The following is an 18,475-nucleotide window of genomic DNA, read 5'->3' as shown; positions in this document are numbered from 1 at the left end:
GCAACTACGCGCCCATAAGTTTCAGAAGTTCGTGAGTGGAGAGCTTGCCGCCTGCATCAGTGCCTGCAAGTAAGCTATCGGCAAGATCGCGCTTGTGGCGGTGCAAGTCGATGATTTTCTCCTCAATGGTGCTGACAGTCACCAGTCGGTAGATGGTTACCGGGCGCTGCTGGCCGATGCGATGGGCGCGATCGGAGGCTTGGTCCTCAACCGCTGGGTTCCACCAAGGGTCGAGGTGAATGACGTAGTCTGCCGCCGTCAGATTCAAACCCGTGCCTCCAGCCTTCAGGCTGATTAAGAAGACATCGCCCTCTCCAGCCTGAAACGCCTGGACCCGCTTGCGGCGATCTGCGGCCCGCGTACTGCCATCGAGGTACTGATACCGAATAGTTTGGGTCTCCAGATACTCGCGGACGATCTGCAAATGATCGACAAACTGACTGAACACTAGAGCTTTGTGGTTGTTCTCTAACAGTTCCGCTAGGACTTCGCCGAAGCACTTCAGCTTTGCACTGGGCAGGTTCACCTGGTCGTTCGCGAGGCGCGGGTGGCAACAAGCCCGTCGCAAGCGCATAATTTCGGCTAATACTTGCAAGTGCTTCTGCCCCGCTGCCGCTTTGCTGTCTGACACATTCGCCAACGCCTCTCGTCGCAACGCCTCGTAAAAAGCCCTCTCCTCGAGGCTCAGCTCGACGCGCAACGCAATCTCCGTGCGGGCTGGCAGCTCTTCGAGAACCTGGCTCTTGCGGCGGCGCAACAAAAAGGGCCGAATTAGTTTTTTAAGACGCTCGCGTGCCTGTTTGTTGCGATCTCGTTCGATCGGATAAGCAAAGCGTTGGTTGAAGCTCTCTAGGGAACCGAGCAAACCCGGATTGATGAACTGAAAGAGAGTCCACAGTTCGCCCAAGTGATTTTCGATCGGCGTGCCCGTCAAAATTAACTTGAATCCGGCCTGCAAAGACATTGCCGCCCGCGATCGTTTCGTGGCCGCATTTTTTATCGCCTGCGCCTCGTCGAGGATGACCGTTTCCCAAGACACCTTGGCGAGCATGGCGGCCACGTCCTCCTGTTGCAGAAGCCCATAGCTGCACACGAGCAGGTCGAAAGGTTGAAGCCGGTCGAGAAGTTGCTGGCGATCGCCGTCGAGACTGAGGAGATTCAGCGTCGGGGCGAATTTGCTTGCCTCTGCTTCCCAGTTGCCACAGACCGAGGTGGGCGCGATCGCGAGCGTCGGTCCCTGAGGCGCGCGGGTGAGGACGACTGCCAGCGCTTGTAGGGTCTTACCCAAGCCCATGTCGTCGGCCAAGCACGCCCCCACTCCCCAATGGGCCAGCCGAGCCAGCCAACAGAATCCCTCCTGTTGGTAATCGCGCAACTCAGCCTGCAGCGTTGATGGCACCTGCGGTTGCAATGTTTCCATTTCGCGCAGGCGACGGACGCGCTCTCGCCAATGCTTGTCTGCTTTAAGCTTCCCGACTTCTTCGGTAAAGTCCTCGATCGCGTGAGCGGTTAGGGGATGCAACCCATAGCTGTTGCCGCGTTTCGTTGCAAACGCGCGCAATTCCTCCAGGCGCTTGCGGAAAGACTGTGTCAGGGCCAAAAACTGCCCGTCCCCGAGGGGCAGGAAGCGTCCGGGGGTGCGGGCGAGTAAATCTAGCAACTCCTGCATATCCAGGACGAGGTTGTTATCGAGTTGCAGAGAGCCGTCGATCGCGAACCAATCTTGCTTTTTTGCCAAGCTCAACTGAAAGTGACTCGCGTCAGCGCGGTGGCCGACCCGCAGTTTCTCTCCTTCCGGCCATTCCACCGAAGCGCCTTCGCCGAGCTCTTGGAGCTCCAACAACATCTCCAAACAGGCGTCCGGTTCTGCGAGCGACCACTCACCGCCTGCTTCTTCGTGGCGTGTTAATGTCGGCAAAGCTGCCAGCACCTCGTCCAGACGTTGCTTTTCGGCCTGCAAATCGCGATTGGTTTGCAGGCGCTCTCCGGCCACCTCGGCGATCGCTGTCGGGCTTCCTTCTCCCGGCACATAATCGGGTCCGCCAGTTGCAAACGGACGCACTCGTGCAGCCACCTTCAACCCTTCTCCAACCGGCAGGATTTGGAAGTGGGGCTTGCTCTCGGCGGGAACTTCCCTCAGGTTGCTCACCCCCCCAATATCCGATTGCACCGCCACGTGACTCGATGCAGCGGCGATCGCGTCCCGCAGGCGTTCGCGCGCGGACTCAGGAACCTTAAGCTGGTTGCTATCCCCGAGAATGCTGGCGATGCGGCGATGTTTGGCCGTGATTTCAATCACCTTGAGACGGGTGGAGGCTTCCTTAATTGCCAGGACGTCGCAGTGGTGTGGTAGCGGCGGCACCAGCTTTACAGTCAGCTGCTGCGATTTCCCTTTCTCGATTCGCAGCTCTGGTTCCCCGGCGACCAAATCCATTCGGGTCGCGCCGTCATCCAAAAACACTAACGGGTGGCCGACGAGGGACTTTAAGGCCTGGGAAGCAAGTCGATACTCCGTGTAGCCATACGGGCCGTATTGCTCTCGCCGGACCCAACCGCAGACCAGTCGGTCTTGGGCGGTGCAGTAAGTAAATTCATCCGGGTCTTTGTAGAGGCGTTTGAGAGCAACGGGACGTCCCTTACTCCACTGACCGCTGGCTCCAATCTTTTGCTCGCGCGGCTGCAGCGACCAGCGATCGCTCGCGTACCACGTCAAGAACCATGCCAAGCGTTTGTTGTTTTCTTCGACGGCCTCAGCTGCACTCATCGCGGGTGGCTGCAGTTCAACCAGTGCATCGAGGGCAAACTCCCAAGGTTCTCTTGGTCGCACGATGTCGGCCAGGGTATTGGCGTCGGCAATTTCTTTCCGCAACTCGATGCTGGCTCGGTCTTGGCGATCGCCGAGCTTGGCCCGAATCGATAGGTCGCCAAACTGCTCTGCCAGCCAGTAGTATCCCGCTCGTTCGGCCAGCCCGCACAGCTCGTCTAAGAAGACAGGCAAGGACTCTTGGGCTGCTTGCTTGTCCAGCCAATAAATGCACAGAGCGTTGATGAGATGCTCGATACTGATGACTTCGTTGGGAGCGAGGCTGCCGTATTGGCAGGCGAGTTCCTGCAGTCCCGGATTGCCAGACTGACAAAACTCCGTTACCGCAGCGAGTACCTGGTGACTCGGCTGCAGCCAGTGACCATTGAAGTGACGGTTCCAAGCGTTGAGATAGTCGATTGCTTGCTGCAGTCGTTGGGGAGAGCCATCTTTCAGCAGGGCCAAAACAAAGAACAGACCGCCGCAGTCCTTGAAAAACACGTTCTTGCGCTTCCCGGTTTCCTTGGACCGGCGTTTCAGCCCTTGCTCGAACTGTGCGATCGCTTCAGCATTCTCCCCCTTCAGAAAGGACAGCCAGCCCCCATACAAACACCGCTCGTGGCGTTCGGGTTCGAAGGCATCGAGCTGGCGAGCGGCTTCCTCTAGCTCGCCGCGGAAGATGTATTGTTCGACGAGAGTGGCGATCGCCCGCTCCGACGGCTCGGGCGTGGCGGTTTCAACCCCGCGGATGAGCTGCTCCCATGCAGCTTCGGATGATTCCAAACTGCAGAGCGCGTGGGTCAGAATGCTCGACAGAGCCGTTTCGTAGATAGCTGGTGACAGCGACGCCAACCACTCGCCATCGAAAGGATTGCTGCTAACCCAGACAAGTACAGAGGAGGTAGCGAGTTTTTCGTTTCTGTAATAGCTGTACGTGCGGAAATCGCGCTCGTATTGCTGTATCGCTTTCCAGTCACCACGATACAGCGCGATGCGTACCTCGCGCACGAACTGGTCTTCGCTGTCAAAAAGCAGCGGACCGCTCTTGCCATATTGACGTAACGGTTTGAGCTGTTGCACCACGCCGCTCAGCCGCTTGAACTCCCCGGCAGCAATCGCGTCTCGGGTCGCCACTTCTAAAATTGCAGGCTGGCAGCGCATTCCTCGTCTTTGCTCGGCAACCAGCAGCCCGTCGGCAATCAAGCGCTCGCAATAGGGTTTCACGTGCGCTGTCGTCCATGCCTTTCCCCGAGGGTGCTGGACCCCGACTTGTTGCAGCATGGCGGCGAATATACCCCGCGCCACGGGTTCGTAGGCGATCGCCACTAACCGCACCATTTGCCTTTCTAGCAAGGACAAGTTCTCGTAGAGGGGAACGAGCTGATTCCACAGTTGCTCCTTGCGCGTTTGACTTTTTGCGTGCCAATCTTCGTACATTTCCCGTGCCGAAACAAAGCCGCGATCGTCGCGTAACGTTTCTCGAGATGGTGAGGGATGGTTCGGGGGCTGAAAAACTTATAGTTAAACCGAACTCAACGCACCTCGCGCGGTAATGAGCGGTCTTGAAAAGCTACAAGGCTCGATCCGTTCATTGGCGCCAGTTTATCACCGCCGCTCGAGTCCGAACTCGCGATCGGGGCTCTAAAGTAATGTAATATCATGTAAGCGCTGCTTGGCCGGGCTTTTCGCCCAACGAACTTGCATTGGGAGGTTCCCGATCGCCTCCATCCACGTCACGTGCGAGCGCCCTCAAGCGCTAAGCAGAAATTCTGTAGCAGCAATGTGTTTGACCGACCGGCAGGTAAGCGGTCACTCATTCGCCCCAGTTTGTCGGTCCAAGCCCGGATCGTCAATGACTACTGGGGGTGCTGCACTGCGTGGATTATCCTACAGAAATTGTTTTTCATGTGAGGAATTATAAATTGTTTAGTACGCGTGAATCTTTGCTTCAGGCGATAGTTCTTCTTGCGAGCGCGCCATTGCGCGCTCCAGTGCCGTGTCGAAACTACACTCGATCGAAAATGAAAGTTTGCAATAAGTCTGAAACTCTTGCTTTCTGAGATATAGCAACGGCAGGGAAAGTTGTAGACAACTCCAGGTCAGAAGTTATAAACATAACTTTTTTGAATAAGACTCTGGGTGTTCCGATCTACCCTGAAAGGGCTATAGGTACTTAATGTCGATAGTGCTGATTACTGAGCTAAATTACTCTCGATCACCCAACGCGCTAATTCCGTACGGTTGTGCAAACGCGTCTTGTTAAGCATGTTCGAGACATGACTTTCGATCGTGCGCTGGCTGACATTGAGCTGTTCGGCAATCTCGCGATTGGCTAAACCTTGGGCCACGAGCTGCACCACTTTTGTTTCCGTGCGCGTCAGCCCTACGTTCGGCGGTACTTGCTTGCGATCGCTGAGTTCGCCCAAGCCGCTGGATGGCTGGCGCATCAGACGCGATGCTTGTTTGAGTGAGGACTCAACCTGCGCGACCAATTCTTCTGGCTCGAAGGGTTTGACCATATAAATATCGGCTCCTTGACTCAAGCCCTTGATGCGATCCTGGGTTTGACCCTTTGCCGACAGAAACAGAATTGGAATCCAGCTCGAGCGGGACTCCCGCCGAACCTTTTCAACTAGTTCGTAGCCGTCCATCTCCGGCATCATCACGTCGCAAATGATCATGTCAGGGTTGCTGTCTTTGAGGACCTCTAGGGCATTGCGGCCGTTCTTAGCAGTCAGAACGTCGTAGCCGCGAAACTCCAGATAGTCCTTGACAAGCAGAATCAAGTTTGGATCGTCGTCGATTAGCAGAAGCTGCTTTTTGTCCTTTGTGGCAGTGTCTTTCATGCGCGTTTGGGAAAGAGTCAAGACAATCCGGTCGCTCCACGGCATCAAAGCTGTGCATTGATGTGCTCGCCTAGATAGTACGTTATTATAGGCATTCTTTTCGGACGCGTGTCCGACTTGCACTATGAGCTGTCAGGTTTTTTCCCATTAAGAAACGTTGCGTTCTTCAGCCAAGGGAGGCGGTGCATTGTCGGTTAGGGACTGCACGTGGAAGGCGTAATCCTCAACGATTTTTCCGCCGAGAATATGTTCCTGCAGCACGCGCTCGATGACGGGTGGCGTCGCATCCCGGTACCAAACACCATCGGGATAAACCAACAAAATTGGTCCGGCGACGCAAACGCGCAAGCAATTGGCCTTGGTTCGAAACACGCAGTAGGGGCGATCGCCAATCGGGCGATCGAGTTCCAACTCCTTGAGGCGGCGCTTGAGGTAATCCCACGCTTCCAGACCGGCTGCCTTACTGCAACATTTCGGCTTGGTTTGATCGGCGCAAAGCAACAAGTGGTATTTAAGGCGGTCCAGCGCCAGTGTCTCAACGGTCGTTGCTAAGGTTGCCGTGCGGGTTGCATCGGGGTTGGTATCGGCAGGTGTTTCGGGCGTAGCGGTCGCAATCGGTTCGGACATAGCAACAACGCGGAACGCAACTAATAATGGGAGTGCACTAAACAGCCGAGCCTTTATTTCATAACATTGCCCGCAACATCATGACGTTGCTCTCACTGCTCGCGTTTAGTCCGGGCATCCGTCTGGCAGCAAGTTTGGCGCATTGCTCGTTCCCTTGCAGTTAAAGGTCCTTGCCCTCTCGCTCGCAAACACCCGACGCCCCATTCCAAGCGACCGGACCGACCGGCCTGCCACTCTAAAAGCAGGGCTGGCAAGAGCTTGGTGCTATTCTCCGGCGGATTCGAGATAGCTTTCCGTGCGATCCGCTTCCTTCACGAAGCCCGCGTAAGCTTCCATCGCATGTTCGCCAATGTCGAGACCTTGGATCTCCTCGTGTCTATCGACACGCAGCCCGATAACGCTACGCAGAACCGACCAGAAAATCGAGCAGAGAGCGACTGTAAAAACGCCGATGCTAAGAATTCCGAGGATTTGCACGCCGAGCTGTGTTAAGCCACCGCCGAAGAGCAAGCCGGTCTTTAGGTCGAAAAAGCCGACCGCTAACGTGCCCCAAATACCGTTGACCAAGTGAACGGAAATCGCTCCGACGGGATCGTCGATGTGCAAGCTGTCGAACGCCTCCACCGAAAACACCACAAGTGTCCCCGCGATCGCGCCGATGATGACGGCCCCGAAATATCCGACGCCCGCACACGACGCTGTAATAGCTACCAAACCTGCCAAAATACCGTTGATCGTCATTGACAGATCGGGATTGCCGAAGCGGAGCCGGGACGTCACCGTGCCGGTGATACCGCCGGCGGCTGCGGCCAGGTTGGTTGTCAAGGCAATGTAGGGAACGTTTTCGTTGGCCGCTAATTCCGAGCCGGGGTTGAAGCCGAACCAGCCGATCCAGAGAATGAGCGCGCCGAGGGTAGCAATGCTCATATTGTGGGGAGGAATACCACTAATGCGACCGTCGCGCCGGTACTTGCCCGTCCTCGGTCCGAGGAATGCCGCGCCCATCAATGCCGCCCAGCCGCCGACTGAGTGCACCACAGTCGAACCGGCAAAGTCCGAAAAACCCAGATCTCCCAGCCATGCGTTGCTGCTCCACACCCAATGCCCGGCGATCGGGTAAGCAAATGCCACCAGCAATAGGCTGAAGATCGTGAAGGTGCCGAACTTGATGCGCTCGGCGACTGCTCCCGAAACGATCGTCGCAGCGGTTCCGGCGAAAGCAGCCTGGAACAGAAAGAAGACCGCAACGGGGAGCCCTTCTGGAAAAGGACTGAGTCCGTAAGCACTCGGCTCCCCTGTCAAGAACCAACCGCCGAGCCCCATTAGGCCGCCCGACCCGAACATCAAAGAGAACCCAACCGCCCAAAACGCGATCGTGGCGAGGGCAAAGACAATCAAGTTCTTTGACAGCAAGCTGACGGCATTCTTTTGACGGCAAAAACCCGTCTCCAACATCGCGAAGCCGGCGTTCATAAACACCACCAAAATTGCAGCCAACAGTACCCAAATCGTATCGAGCGTTGCTTTTAACTCTTGCAAGCTGGGTGCATCGCCAGACTGCGCTCCAGCTGCCGTGCTGACGATTGCAACAAGCAGCGCTGCCAGGGGCACGCAGGCAATCCATGCTGGTGAAACGCGTGGGAGCCACGTTCGAGCCCGGTTGAGGAATAGCCCATTAGTAACAGATTTGCCAGACATCATCACACCATCTAAGTAAGTGGGGGTAAATGTTGAATAAGCCTCTATCGCGTCCGTTTTGCTGGATCGAACATGCCAGCGTGCCACAGATCGCTATTATTCATTACTATTTAACCCCATATCAAAACTTTTAACCCCCATACAAAAAACGCCAGACAAACGCGGGAACGCGTTTACAAACTCAACTCGATTGAAGTTGCCCGTTGCGTATCGAGACGGTCTTTGTCGGCGATCGCGCCCGTTCTTCTTGGCGAGGGGGAGATGACAGGCGAGCTTCAGGTCAAATGCATGCTATCTTCGGCTTTATAAAAAGGTCCTGAACTGCATCAATCCAACCACGTGTGAAGAATGTTTTTCGTCCTCGCTCGGCTGGGTTTGCCACCGTATTGAAAACGACTAACCTGGGTTGCGAGTTTGCTGCCTTGAGCGGTTTCTAATTCACTTGGCGGGCAGCTGCCAACCAGCGGTCGAATACTTCTTGATGCTCGGTAATCCATGCTTCTGCATGGCGGCGGATATCGTCGAGACCGTCCTCACCATCCTGCATCAGTTGGTTTTGGGCGCTAATGTCCTCGATAGGAATCGCCACCTGCTCGAAGAAGCGGCGGGCGGCGGGATGCGCCGCCAAGAACTTGTCGTTGGACAATACCATTTGGCGATCGACGGCAAAGCCCAGGTTCTTTCCTTCAGCTGTAGTTAAATCTTTGGATACATCTCCTTGCGCCTCTGGCAGTGACGTGTAGGGCACTTCCACCCATTCAACTGCTTCACCCGGTGGGAGGACGCCGCTCACCCACAAGGGCGTCCACGTGTAGTAGAGAACTGGCTCGCCTTGGTTGTAGCGCGCGATCGTGTCAGCAATGAGGGCAAAGTATTGCCCTTGGTCGTGCTCGACTGTCTCGGTTAAACCGTACTCTGCGAGATGGTGCTCGATGACGAGCTCGCAGCCCCAGCCAGGATTGCAGCCGGTCAGGTTAGCTTTACCGTTACCGTCGGTATCAAAAAGTGCGGCAATTTCGGGGTTCTGGAGATCCTGGAGATTGGCAATTCCGTAGACCTCAACAGTACGTTTGTCGATCGCGTACCCCTGAAGAACGTTATCGACGATCGTGCCGACGCGCTCGAGCTTGTCGTCGTCGCCACTATTTTTGAAGAACTCGCTGTGCAATCGCTGCCAGTGGGCGGCGGTAAAATCGGTGCCGCCGTTGGCAATATCGACATGCATGGTCGCGTATTCGATTTCCTTAGGTTCGGCGATCTCGTAACCCAGTTGTTCGAGACCGATGTTGACAATTTCGGTTTGAAATCGTTCTTCAAGAACGCTGTAGGCAGCTGTAACAGTCGTGCCCGCACCCGGTGTTTCAGTCGCGCTCTCGCTGGGGGAGTCGGTTGTATCGCCGTCGAGCGCACCGGTGACTTCGTCAGCAGCAGGCTGCTGACAGCCAAGCGCGCCGGTCAACAGCAGTGCAGCAGCAATGGCAATTGGCTTTAGCAAGCGTTTGGTTGTCATCGTTAATAAATATCAGACCCTTTGATTGTGGGAACGTGGAGACTTAATGGGCATAGTGCCAGTTAAACCACGGCCTCGACACGCACCGGTCCATCGGCTTGCAAATACCGCCGATCGCGCTAAACCGCTTTAATTCATCCACAGTGTACAAGCTCCTTAGCCGCGACGATCGAGCGTGCGGGTGGCTGATATGCAGCGTGGAAAGAGACCGACTGGCTCTGGCATGGCACAAGAGCGCAGCAGCCGCGACCTCAACCGCCCAGCCCGCCCAGCAGCAACTACTATTCAAAGCAAGCAGGACAATGCGAGCGAGAAACGATGCATCGAGCCCGCCCTCAACCCCTCAAATTGCTCCAATTGGCAAGAGGTTCCAGTATGCGAGCACCAGCAGGAAAATAGCACCCGCTCCCGCGATCGATCCGTAACCCAGTCGCGCAAACGTCGGTAGTTTGCTTGAAGCAATCGCGCCGACTGCAACACCCCAACAGATCAGTGACAACGCGGGTAGTCCGCACAGAAATCGGACGCTCAGTGGCAAGCCATAGGCAAACGTCCAGGGTTGCGAATGAGCCACGATCGCAGTTGCTCCAGCAGCAAAGATTAAGTTAGTGATACTCAAGGCGATCGCGCTCCACCGCGCCCACCGTTCGCGACGGCGATGCCGCAAGCCCGCAAAAACAATCCCTGCTACAAACGCGATCGTGCAACCGCGAGCGATCGCGCGGCGGACGCGGGTGGGTTCGTACCAAGCCAGCCGCTCCATCGTGCCAAAAACAGAATCGCCGATAAACAGATACTGCACGCGGCCGCGGTCGTCGCGGCGAAAGGTCAGCAATGTTTCGGATTCTGTCGCCCGAAACAGCAGCGGTTCGATTTCAACCCAGCGGCGATCGCCGACGATCAAGGAGCCGTCGCGGTTGACAATCGCTTCTACCTCGGGCACGCGACCGAGAGCAACGGCCAGTTTCTCGAGCGTTAAGTGCGAATAGCTGCTGAGGCGATAGGTGCCGGCGAGGTCGCGTGGGTCTGTCGTCGGTGTGGGCGTCGGGGGCGCGCCGTGACGGGCGGGGAAATAGCGATCGAAGAATGACTGCGTGAAATCGGCGATAAACCTGTCCGCATTGCGATTGCAGGCGATGAAAAAACCGATGTTCTCGTCCGGGACGAGTAACAACAGGCTCCGGAAACCGTCGGCACGGCCGTGCTGGGCGATCGCGCGCCTGCCGTTAACGAAGCGCTCGAAGAACCCGTACGTTGCACCGGGCAGCTGGGGATGGGGTGCGAATTGCCGCCGTTGCATCTGCGCGACTTCGTCTGCCGGCAGGATACAGGCACCCCCGAAGCACCCCTCTTGCAAGAGTGCAAGCGCCAGTCGGGCCATGTCCGTTGCCGATGTCACCAGTCCAGTTGCTGGAAAACTGTTTACCGATGCGCTCGGACGCGGATGGAATTGACCGCCTTTGAGTTCGTAGCCGCGGGCTAAATTGGGCCGCACGTAATCTGGTATGGGCTGGGTAAAGCTGCTGTGCGTCATGCCCAGGGGGAGGAAAATTTGCTGCTCGACGTATTCGGCAAAGGGTTGCTCGGTCGCTATTTCCACCAGATGGCCGGCGAGTGTTATGCCCACCTCGCTGTCTAGAAACATCTCGTCCGGTGGCAGCAGGCGCGGACGCAATCGCTCCTGCAGAAAACGTGCGAGGGAGATCGGGTCGTCCGGCGAGCGCACCAACGTCCCCACGCTCCAACCGGGATCGAAGCCGTCTGTATGGGACAGCAAGTGCCCGAGCACGAGGGGCTTATCTGCAGTGGTCTGGGAAATTGCGTCGGGAGCCCTTAAAGCTGAACGATCGAGATACGTATTGATGTCTGACTCAATCTCCAGGGCACCGCGCTCCACCTGCTGCAACGCTGCGATCGCCGTTAGCACCTGCGACACGCCGTCGACGCGAAACAATGTCGATTCTGCGTTTACCTTCATACTTTGCGCGCGATCGCCCCAACCGTAGCCCTCCGCCGCGACGATTTCGCCATCGGCCACGATCGCAACGGCTGCTCCAGGAATCCCGTGCCGTCGCATCAACGCACGCACGGCCTCGTCGGCAAAGTTGTCGAAGCTACTAATACTCCCCGATAGCGCGATTGCCGGACTCGCAATCGCCAGCCACGCGAGCAGCCCTCCTAAGATGGCTCGGACGAATGTTTGGACTGCCCAGAACTGCCTCAATTCCGTACTCTTTGCCTTGGTGCGCCTTCGATGGTTCCGCCTTCGATGGTATTGTACTGCTCGCTATTGAACCGATTCGCATCAAAACTAGGGGGAACTGAGACGCGAGCCGGCTTCGCCCGAGTTTGGACGTGTCGCTAGTGCGCGCCTGCCTGCGACCGCACTGCCGCCAAGTATCGCCCCTCAAACGCGCTCAGCGTCGGGATGATGCACCGGCTGGCAAAAGGACTGCGCGCTCAGGTATCGCCCGTGCTGATTGCCTCCAGCAGTTCAGCTTGCAGCTGCCGAGCACCAGCGAAATTTGGATCGAGTTGGAGCGCGCGGTTACAGTCTTTAAGACCGGCAGTGAGGTCGCCCGCACTGTGAAGGGCAGTGGCTCGCCAATAATAATATTCCGCCTTGCCGGGCCCGAGGTCGATCGCTTGGTTGAAGTCGGCGATCGCCAATTCGGTATCGCCCAACGCCAGATAGGATAGTCCGCGATCGCTAAAGAAGCGTGCGGATTTGGGGTTGAGGTCGAGCGCGCGATCCAAGTCTGCAATAGCAGCTGCGTGGTTGCCTGCAGCGGCTTGGATCGCCGCACGATTGCCGTGATGCAGTGCGCGATCCGGTTCGAGGGCGATCGCGCGGGTGGCATCAACGTGAGCTTCCTCAAACCGTCCCGAACTACTGAGCACGGCCGCGCGGACAGCGTATGCAGGAGCGTAGTCCGGTTGGAGGGCGATCGCGCGGCCGAGGTCGGTGTAGGCACCGTCGAGATCGCCACCGCTCTGCTTGCGCTCGGCTGCCGTCAGCAACTCGACTACCTCTGGGGGTGCTGCAGTTGCAGTTTCGTCCCGCGATTCGAGGCGATCGCGCTCGACTGGTGGAGAAGCATTGTAGAAGACACCGTCGGTACTGCCGCTTTCCAACAGGCGCCCGAACATCGAGACCCCCATAACGGCAAGAACGAGCAGGACGATTTGATAGGGTTCGACGCGCCGTGCGGACATCGGTAAAGCTCGCCAGGATAGGGCAAGAGTTGGCTGAAGATTTTTGTACTTAAAGTCGCTTTGAGGTCACTCTCTAACCTACTGCCAAAACATTCCTTGTGGCACCTGCCAGCACTCCGAATTTCGACGGGGGATCGCCTTAGGATCTCGCGAAATCGAATAAATCCAGCTTTTTACGCTTGGCCGCAACCGCAGCTGCCTCTGCCGCAGTTGACGTCGATGCGCTCGCGCCGTTTCTGGGGATAGTCTCAGCGGAGTCAGCAATATCAACGTTATTATCATCTCTTAGCGGCCCGGTTAGCGGCTCGGGCGCGCGATCGGAGACGTCATCGCTTGGGCGAGCCCACGAGCCGACTGGCGGATCGACATGCTCGTTCTCCGTCTCATCCAGCGACGTGGCTTCCGGAGACCAAGGATGGATCTCGGAAATTCTTTTAGCGACAAACTCCTCGGCATTCCTAGCCGGAGCCAACTTGCCTGCAGCAACCAAGTAGCTATCCAATGCAGTCTTGAATTGCCGCGTATAGTGGCGCTGTTGTTCGAGACGTTGGCGAAGGTCGGCGATTTCGGCAGCTTCAGTGGCATCGCGTTCGCCTGCCAAGCGCAGTTCGTCGCAAGCACTCGCACATTCATTTTCGAGTTGCTGAGTGCGGATGCGAAAGGCGTCGAGCTGTTGACCGCACTCCTCGATCAGGGTTTGCTGCTTTTGGATAAGCTCCAGGGCAGCGCGTAGATCCTCAGAGATCTCGAGGTTTTGCTCGTAGGCTGCGTTGAGTTCTTCGGTGTGGCGGGCCGAACGCTCTTCAGTTTGCTGGGACTGCGCCGCGCTGACTTCCGCCCGCTCGCGAGCCTCAGCAAGTGCATGCTGAAGGTGCGCCACCTCGCGATGCAGGTCGCGGTTGCGGTCGTAAAGTGCTTCGGCCACGGCATGCCAGTCAGTTGTCGCTGCCTCTGTTCCCGCTCCCGACGCGACCGTGAGGCCTTTGCCGGAGTGCGGGGCGAGGTCATCAAGAGTGAGACCGCTCGAGTGAGTGGCGTCGATCTTGGCAGTTTCGTTCATGGTTATTATTACGAGCCCAATGTCGTAGCAACTGTTGTGGAAGATTCGCAGCCATCGAAATTGGGGAAATTGCGTCTGTTTGCAGCCATTCAGACGAGCAGCCATTCGGATGAAAGCATCGGTATCCGCAGGAAGTTGTCGTAACAACACGAACCTGACGAGAGATTCACCCCTGGATATGCCCGAATTAAGCCCCAGGTGCCTCCACTTTAACGGAAAGCCCTTTTTATGGCTGTTAAATATCGGTGGAAAAACTGGGGAAATCGTCGTCAGCAAAAACCCTTAACAATACCTCGCGATGAATCCCCGCCCGATCGCTCAAGGACTGCACTTGCATCGGCGTGAGTGCGTTGCCATTGGCATAGAAATCGAGCCAAGTCGTCGCCATGGTTGCGGCATCTTCGGGCAATTCATCGAGTTTCCAGCCGGGAAGATTCAACTCGGTGCGCAGGCGGTCGATTTTAGGGTCGTAACTGAGCGCAAAACACCGGCATCCTGCAGCTGCTGCTGCGATCAAGCTATGGAGTCGCATGCCAATTGCCAGCTCGACGCCGCGAAACACCCCTTTCAACTCGCGCGGGTCGGTCGTACTTACCAAATGAGCGTTCGGGACGGTCGATACGATTGCTTCGGCGATCGCGCGATCGCGCTCCGGTTGGAACGGTACGGCCAGAACGCAGGTGCGGGTAGCCTTCTGAAAGTTAACCAGCGCAGCGATAAGGGTTTGCAAGCGCTCGGGCGTCAGCAACGGATGGGCGCGCAGGGTAACTGCAACGCGCGGAACGGGGAGATCCAACAATCCCTTGAGCGATTTGCTCTCCAGTGCCCATACTGGATCGGGTGCGATCGCGGCGGGAATCTCCCACTCTGCCAATAGCTGCGCCGAGACGCGATCGCGCACGCTGACAGCAGTACAGTGGGCGAAGGTCTGGCGAGCTACCCAGCGCGTCAGAGGCAGATTGATGGGTCCGATGCCTTGCGCCCAGGCAATTGTCTTCAACCCGCGTTTTTGTGCGAGTGCCATCAAGCTGCAGTAGTACAGCGGACTCCGCCAACTGGTCGCATCTTGTATCAGGCTGCCGCCTCCCCAGATAAATGCATCGGCAGCGTTCAGAGCGCGCAAGATGGCAAATGCGGAGCGGCTGGAGTGTGCTTCGACGCCAAGAGCTCGGGTTTGTGCGGGGTTTGCCGATAGCACTACCGGTTCGATCTCGACGGGCAGCATCTGCAAGAGTGCAGCTAGCAAAGCCTCGTCGCCAGCGTTGCCGCACCCATAGTAGCCGCACAGAAGCGCTCTGCGTGACGTCATCCTTCATTCTCGTGAGCCGTGTTCTGTGGTTACTTTAGCGCTGGCGCGACCTCGCTTGCACGAGACACTCCGAAGCGATCTCTGTAGGCAAACAGTTGAGCAGATGGTCGCTCGCAGACACTTCGTCGGTTGCGATCGCCGTCGTTAAAAACAGCAAGTAACCACACCACAAAAGAGCCCCGGTCGGGGTGAGGCGTACGAACAAAAGTACGAGTTCGATACCAACGTACGCCACGGCACCGTTCACCACGGCGAAAGCGATCGCTGCGAAGGTCAGCATTGCCTCTCTTTTGACGAGTTTGTGACCCAAGCGTCCAACGCGCCAGGTTGCGATTCGGTGTTGCACCCTCAAGAGATGGGTGACCTTGGATTTGGCACTGTCCGGTAACGCAAATAATGCACCAAGAGCCTGAACGATAGCGTCAGCATCTCTTCAGATTTTGAATAGCAAAGAGTCCTGCGCTTCAGTCTTTCTAGGTAATGCCTCAGCCTTGTATTCTCTCCTTCCACCTGAGTCATATACGTTTTACTCACCCCGGGCTCTGTCGCATCCATGAACTTTGGATACACCGGGTAGCCATCGCACACCCACTAGAAACAATCCCACCCTTGCACGCGCTCTTAGAGATTCTCAAAGGTCTGGCTGTTGCGGTCGCCAACCTGAAAGCAAGGATGCCAGTCCGTTTATGGTCAACCACCGACCATATCCATCGTTTTTTCCTGGAGCCGACGAAGGTTTGTAGTTCATCGAGCTCCCCAATCTCAGGGACTGAGTCTCCTCAGTGGGGAGCTGGGGGAGCTCCTCCACTACACTCAAACGGACTCAAATGATGACGGTGTTGTGGTTGACCCCAGTGCAACGTTCGATGCTCCGGAACCCCTGCCCCGCGACGTATCGCCGCAAACAGTCTCCCCGAACTCCGGGTGGGTAACCTCGTTGTGAGTAGGACTCGACAAATTGACGGCCGCAGTCCTTGCACTGGCAGTTTTGCTTGCCATATCGTTAGCCGTTCTTACGAATATGCTGGAATTGGCACTTAGGACATCTCATCTTTACCATTGCGTAATGCCGTCACAGCTATAGGTATCTACATCCCCGAGTGCACCTGCTCTCGATCGAACGCTCCTCAACCAACGGCACCGCTGATAGATGAACGAGCGGGACGAGAGCTACCGCTGCCGCGCACGCTCGAGGTCTTCGGGGGTATTGCAGTTGAGGAACTGGGCGCGATCGCGGACGGGCAACTCTGCTACGCTGCAACGGTCGAGCCAACCCTGAAACGAACGCCCGCCTGCTGCTGCGTATGCCTGTAGTGACGGCAAACACGACCCGCGATAAAACCCGCACAGTGCTTCCCACCATCCCTCCGGGTGGCGCGGCAAGAACGCCAGGCGGTCATCGGGCAAGGCTGATAGTTGCAGTTGCCATTCCCGAACCGCGCTTGCGTCCAAGCACGGTAAATCGCATGCTAGGGCTAACACCCAATCAACATCCGCATCGGCCCGAACCGCAGCCAATCCGCGTGCGAACCCAACTAGCGGTCCCTCAAATCCAGGTTGTTCGGCGACCAGTTGACAACCGGAAGGCACGATCGCCCTGTAACGTTCCGGTTCTGCGGCCACCACCGCCACCGGCTGCGCAACGGCGATCGCGACCTCACAAACGTGCTGCAGGAGCGGTTTATCGCGTGCAACCAGCAGTGCCTTATCCTCGCCCATGCGGCGGCTGCGCCCGCCTGCCAGCACCACGGCAGCAATGGAAGGTTCGGTGGCGGACGTCGGGGCTATCTCTTTAGTCATAGCAACGTGTCGAACTCAGACGAACGTCAGGCACTCGCGAGAGCGATCGCCTGCTGTCTTGAAGCGCTAGTCTGTGGAATATCGGCACGGCTACCGCTCGGGTTGCCGTCCATAGCCGACTGTCGCCAACTGTTCTGTCGCGATCGCGCACCATGACGTTACCACCAACTCGTTCCCCCGATACCTCCGAAGCGCGCCCCATCAACCCGTGGGATTGCCTGCTCGGGGCGGCAATTTCCAGCGGCATTGCCCTGCCGCTCTATCTCCTGACGCGCTCGATTGCCGCTAGTTACGCTAACAAGCCGATCGCCTCAGGCAACCAAACCGCGATCGCGATCGGCTCGGCCGTGCGCACGTTGGTGGTGGGCGGCTGCACGATCGCGACGGCACTGTTTGCCCTCTCGGCCGTCGGGTTAGTGCTGTTGGCTGGGCAAACACTGTGGCAACAGAAGCGATCGCCTCGCGAGTCCTGAACAACCAAAATCACATCAACGGCACCCGAACGGGCGCGAGGGATGAGTTGCCCGGTTGCGTGTAAATTTTCGTAGCCGAACCTGGCACCCCCGAAATCGAGCGCGTATCCTCGCAGATGAGTAACGGAACTGGCGGGTCACGATCGTGCTATTCGATCCGGGGAATTCACTCTATTGGCTTTTCTTGACAGTTGGTATTGTTTTCTTTGCTCTGGTGATTCTATCGGGCGTTGGCGAGGAAGCCGATACCGGTCCGCTCGATATTGATATCGATATTGACGCCGACCTCGACGCTGATGTCGATGTTGATGACAGTTCCGGCAGGGACGTGTTGCTCGGATTGCTGGGGTTTGGGAAAGCTCCATTGCTGCTTTTGCTGGCAGTGGACTTTAGCGTATGGGGATTGACGGGTCTGTTGCTGAACACGATCGCGGGCAATGTTCTCGGTAGGATTCCCAGCGGTTTGTTCGGGCTCGGCAGCATCATTTTTCTCGTGTCATTTGCCATCAGTTTGGTCGCCGGCAGTTTCATTGCGCGCTTGTTTGCTAACATTTTTGCCACGTTTTCAGAAGACACGGGCGCCGATCGTTTAATCGGCTGTACGGGTACAGTAAGCTCGGCGACGATTCCGCACGGCAAGCTCGGACAAGCGATCGCGATCGACCCTCAAGGCAATCGCGTCACGATTAGTGCCATGCTGCCGGACTGGGCGACTGTGGTGCCCACCTGCGGCACGCGCGTACTCGTCATCGATCGCCAAGCGCGCGCGTACCTGGCGATCGCAGAAGATAGCATCGACCGCGAGCGGTGGTTCGAGCAGGGCACGCGCAGTTAGGTGCAGTTCGATTGCTGAAGTATTTAGGGCTTGCTGAAAAAGGCTGGAATGGTTTCAGCGAGAAGGTTCCAGCGTTTTCTGCGTCAGAGAAGTGCAAGGTTATGGTTGCTAGAGCCTCAAAACCCTTGCACTTGAGCCGAGAACTAGGGGCGAAAATCTGGGGCTAGATGGCGAAAGCCTGATTTCATGAGCTCTCTGTCCCCTAAATTCGCTTTGTGGACTTTTTCAGCAAGCCCTATTTAGCGCAGAGCGACTCGTCCACTGAGGTCGGCATAAACCCCGCCAGCGATCGCGACTA

The 18,475-nt window shown here is 57.0% G+C and carries 13 protein-coding genes and 1 pseudogene; 2 read left to right on the top strand and 12 right to left on the bottom strand.

What is annotated here, in order from left to right:
- Positions 1–4: 4 nt before the first annotated feature.
- The 12 genes and pseudogenes from KR51_RS00195 to KR51_RS00145 all read right to left on the bottom strand — a co-directional run bounded on the left by KR51_RS00195 (position 5) and on the right by KR51_RS00145 (position 16,869).
- Positions 5–4,240 (bottom strand): DEAD/DEAH box helicase, encoded by a 4,236-nt coding sequence (locus KR51_RS00195; protein WP_022603690.1) that lies wholly within the window; start codon positions 4,238–4,240, stop codon positions 5–7.
- Between the two features lie 755 nt (positions 4,241–4,995).
- On the bottom strand, positions 4,996–5,649 hold the full coding sequence (locus KR51_RS00190; protein ID WP_040654578.1) for a response regulator transcription factor: 654 nt from the start codon (positions 5,647–5,649) through the stop codon (positions 4,996–4,998).
- A gap of 147 nt (positions 5,650–5,796) precedes the next feature.
- Complete coding sequence (locus tag KR51_RS00185) at positions 5,797–6,276, bottom strand: (2Fe-2S) ferredoxin domain-containing protein (RefSeq protein WP_022603688.1); 480 nt, start codon at positions 6,274–6,276, stop codon at positions 5,797–5,799.
- Positions 6,277–6,540: 264 nt separating this feature from the next.
- Positions 6,541–7,974 (bottom strand): ammonium transporter, encoded by a 1,434-nt coding sequence (locus tag KR51_RS00180; protein WP_084202351.1) that lies wholly within the window; start codon positions 7,972–7,974, stop codon positions 6,541–6,543.
- A 433-nt stretch (positions 7,975–8,407) separates the two neighbouring features.
- Positions 8,408–9,484, bottom strand: coding sequence for a glycine betaine/L-proline ABC transporter substrate-binding protein ProX (gene proX, locus KR51_RS00175; protein WP_022603684.1), 1,077 nt, complete (start codon positions 9,482–9,484; stop codon positions 8,408–8,410).
- 343 nt (positions 9,485–9,827) lie between these two features.
- Complete coding sequence (locus tag KR51_RS00170; protein ID WP_022603683.1) at positions 9,828–11,708, bottom strand: serine hydrolase domain-containing protein; 1,881 nt, start codon at positions 11,706–11,708, stop codon at positions 9,828–9,830.
- A gap of 236 nt (positions 11,709–11,944) precedes the next feature.
- Positions 11,945–12,700 carry a tetratricopeptide repeat protein gene (locus KR51_RS00165; RefSeq protein WP_022603682.1) on the bottom strand — a complete coding sequence of 252 codons (756 nt, stop codon included), beginning with the start codon at positions 12,698–12,700 and terminating at the stop codon, positions 11,945–11,947.
- A gap of 139 nt (positions 12,701–12,839) precedes the next feature.
- Positions 12,840–13,760, bottom strand: coding sequence for a hypothetical protein (locus tag KR51_RS00160; RefSeq protein WP_156914888.1), 921 nt, complete (start codon positions 13,758–13,760; stop codon positions 12,840–12,842).
- Positions 13,761–13,995: 235 nt separating this feature from the next.
- On the bottom strand, positions 13,996–15,069 hold the full coding sequence (csaB, locus tag KR51_RS00155; RefSeq protein WP_022603680.1) for a polysaccharide pyruvyl transferase CsaB: 1,074 nt from the start codon (positions 15,067–15,069) through the stop codon (positions 13,996–13,998).
- A gap of 34 nt (positions 15,070–15,103) precedes the next feature.
- Positions 15,104–15,349, bottom strand: coding sequence for a hypothetical protein (locus KR51_RS00150; RefSeq protein ID WP_022603679.1), 246 nt, complete (start codon positions 15,347–15,349; stop codon positions 15,104–15,106).
- Positions 15,350–15,417: 68 nt separating this feature from the next.
- Positions 15,418–16,120, bottom strand: a pseudogene (locus KR51_RS17810) (IS1 family transposase).
- A gap of 119 nt (positions 16,121–16,239) precedes the next feature.
- Entirely contained in the window at positions 16,240–16,869 is a 630-nt protein-coding gene (locus KR51_RS00145) for a molybdenum cofactor guanylyltransferase (protein ID WP_022603677.1), read from the bottom strand.
- A gap of 152 nt (positions 16,870–17,021) precedes the next feature.
- Here KR51_RS00145 and KR51_RS00140 point away from each other — a divergent pair, with 152 nt between their 5' ends.
- Together KR51_RS00140 and KR51_RS00135 are read left to right on the top strand one after the other, a co-directional pair.
- Positions 17,022–17,342 carry a DUF3082 domain-containing protein gene (locus KR51_RS00140; RefSeq protein WP_022603675.1) on the top strand — a complete coding sequence of 107 codons (321 nt, stop codon included), beginning with the start codon at positions 17,022–17,024 and terminating at the stop codon, positions 17,340–17,342.
- 145 nt (positions 17,343–17,487) lie between these two features.
- Entirely contained in the window at positions 17,488–18,177 is a 690-nt protein-coding gene (locus KR51_RS00135; protein ID WP_022603673.1) for an OB-fold-containig protein, read from the top strand.
- The last annotated feature ends 298 nt before the right edge of the window (positions 18,178–18,475 follow it).

Origin of the sequence: Rubidibacter lacunae KORDI 51-2 (assembly GCF_000473895.1) — a bacterium.
GTDB classification, from domain to species: Bacteria; Cyanobacteriota; Cyanobacteriia; order Cyanobacteriales; family Rubidibacteraceae; genus Rubidibacter; species Rubidibacter lacunae.
Note: the sequence above shows the minus strand (reverse complement) of the source record. Positions and strands in the feature narration are given on the sequence as shown.

What these genes read in the sequence shown, in the direction of transcription:
- KR51_RS00195 (WP_022603690.1), bottom strand. Translation starts at nt 4,240, where the DNA reads ATGTACGAAGATTGGCACGCAAAAAGTCAAACGCGCAAGGAGCAACTG.
- KR51_RS00190 (WP_040654578.1), bottom strand. Translation starts at nt 5,649, where the DNA reads ATGAAAGACACTGCCACAAAGGACAAAAAGCAGCTTCTGCTAATCGAC.
- KR51_RS00185 (WP_022603688.1), bottom strand. Translation starts at nt 6,276, where the DNA reads ATGTCCGAACCGATTGCGACCGCTACGCCCGAAACACCTGCCGATACC.
- KR51_RS00180 (WP_084202351.1), bottom strand. Translation starts at nt 7,974, where the DNA reads ATGTCTGGCAAATCTGTTACTAATGGGCTATTCCTCAACCGGGCTCGA.
- proX (WP_022603684.1), bottom strand. Translation starts at nt 9,484, where the DNA reads ATGACAACCAAACGCTTGCTAAAGCCAATTGCCATTGCTGCTGCACTG.
- KR51_RS00165 (WP_022603682.1), bottom strand. Translation starts at nt 12,700, where the DNA reads ATGTCCGCACGGCGCGTCGAACCCTATCAAATCGTCCTGCTCGTTCTT.
- KR51_RS00160 (WP_156914888.1), bottom strand. Translation starts at nt 13,760, where the DNA reads ATGAACGAAACTGCCAAGATCGACGCCACTCACTCGAGCGGTCTCACT.
- csaB (WP_022603680.1), bottom strand. Translation starts at nt 15,069, where the DNA reads ATGACGTCACGCAGAGCGCTTCTGTGCGGCTACTATGGGTGCGGCAAC.
- KR51_RS00150 (WP_022603679.1), bottom strand. Translation starts at nt 15,349, where the DNA reads ATGCTGACCTTCGCAGCGATCGCTTTCGCCGTGGTGAACGGTGCCGTG.
- KR51_RS00145 (WP_022603677.1), bottom strand. Translation starts at nt 16,869, where the DNA reads ATGACTAAAGAGATAGCCCCGACGTCCGCCACCGAACCTTCCATTGCT.
- KR51_RS00140 (WP_022603675.1), top strand. Translation starts at nt 17,022, where the DNA reads ATGACGTTACCACCAACTCGTTCCCCCGATACCTCCGAAGCGCGCCCC.